The organism is Bradyrhizobium sp. NBAIM08 (genome assembly GCF_020193935.1).
Classification (GTDB): Bacteria; Pseudomonadota; Alphaproteobacteria; order Rhizobiales; family Xanthobacteraceae; genus Bradyrhizobium; species Bradyrhizobium yuanmingense.
In genome coordinates this window covers 1-382 of the sequence record NZ_JADYVR010001359.1, presented here as the reverse complement: position 1 = coordinate 382, position 382 = coordinate 1, and the positions used below count along the sequence as shown (strand labels likewise).

Below are 382 nucleotides of genomic sequence, written 5' to 3'. Positions count from 1 at the left end.
CAGGGAGATGATGATGAGTAAAAAATCGGCCAAAAAGCGCCAGCCAGTGAAGCCCGTGGTGGCGAAAGAACCTGCTCGCACCGCCAAAAATTTTGGCTATGAAGAGATGTTGAGCGAGCTGGAAGCCATCGTCGCGGATGCTGAAACGCGTTTAGCCGAGGATGAAGCTACCGCGTAAAGACAGGTTGCCGGATGCGGCGAAAACGCCTTATCCGGCCTACAAAATCCAACAACATTAACGAATTAAACAACCCGTAGGCCGGATAAGATGCGCCAGCATCGCATCCGGCATCAGGTACAAAACACAACAACATCAACAAGTTGAGCACCCCGTAGGCCGGATAAGGTGCGCCAGCATCGCATCCGGCACGATACCCAAAAC

At 52.6% G+C, this 382-nt stretch carries 2 protein-coding genes; one reads left to right on the top strand and one right to left on the bottom strand.

Annotation, left to right across the window (positions count from 1 at the left end; translation table 11 throughout):
* Positions 1-13 precede the first annotated feature (13 nt).
* Complete coding sequence (gene yhaL / locus I6F37_RS44915; protein WP_001295544.1) at positions 14-178, top strand: protein YhaL; 165 nt, start codon at positions 14-16, stop codon at positions 176-178.
* Here the strand turns inward: yhaL and I6F37_RS44910 are convergent.
* Positions 168-382, bottom strand: a 215-nt coding sequence (locus tag I6F37_RS44910) for a hypothetical protein (protein ID WP_225155118.1), incomplete at its 5' end; no start/stop codon positions are given. The two genes, yhaL and I6F37_RS44910, sit on opposite strands and share 11 nt — an antisense overlap.

Excerpts from the sequence above, each read along its gene's own strand:
- yhaL (WP_001295544.1), top strand. The coding sequence starts at position 14 with ATGAGTAAAAAATCGGCCAAAAAGCGCCAGCCAGTGAAGCCCGTGGTG.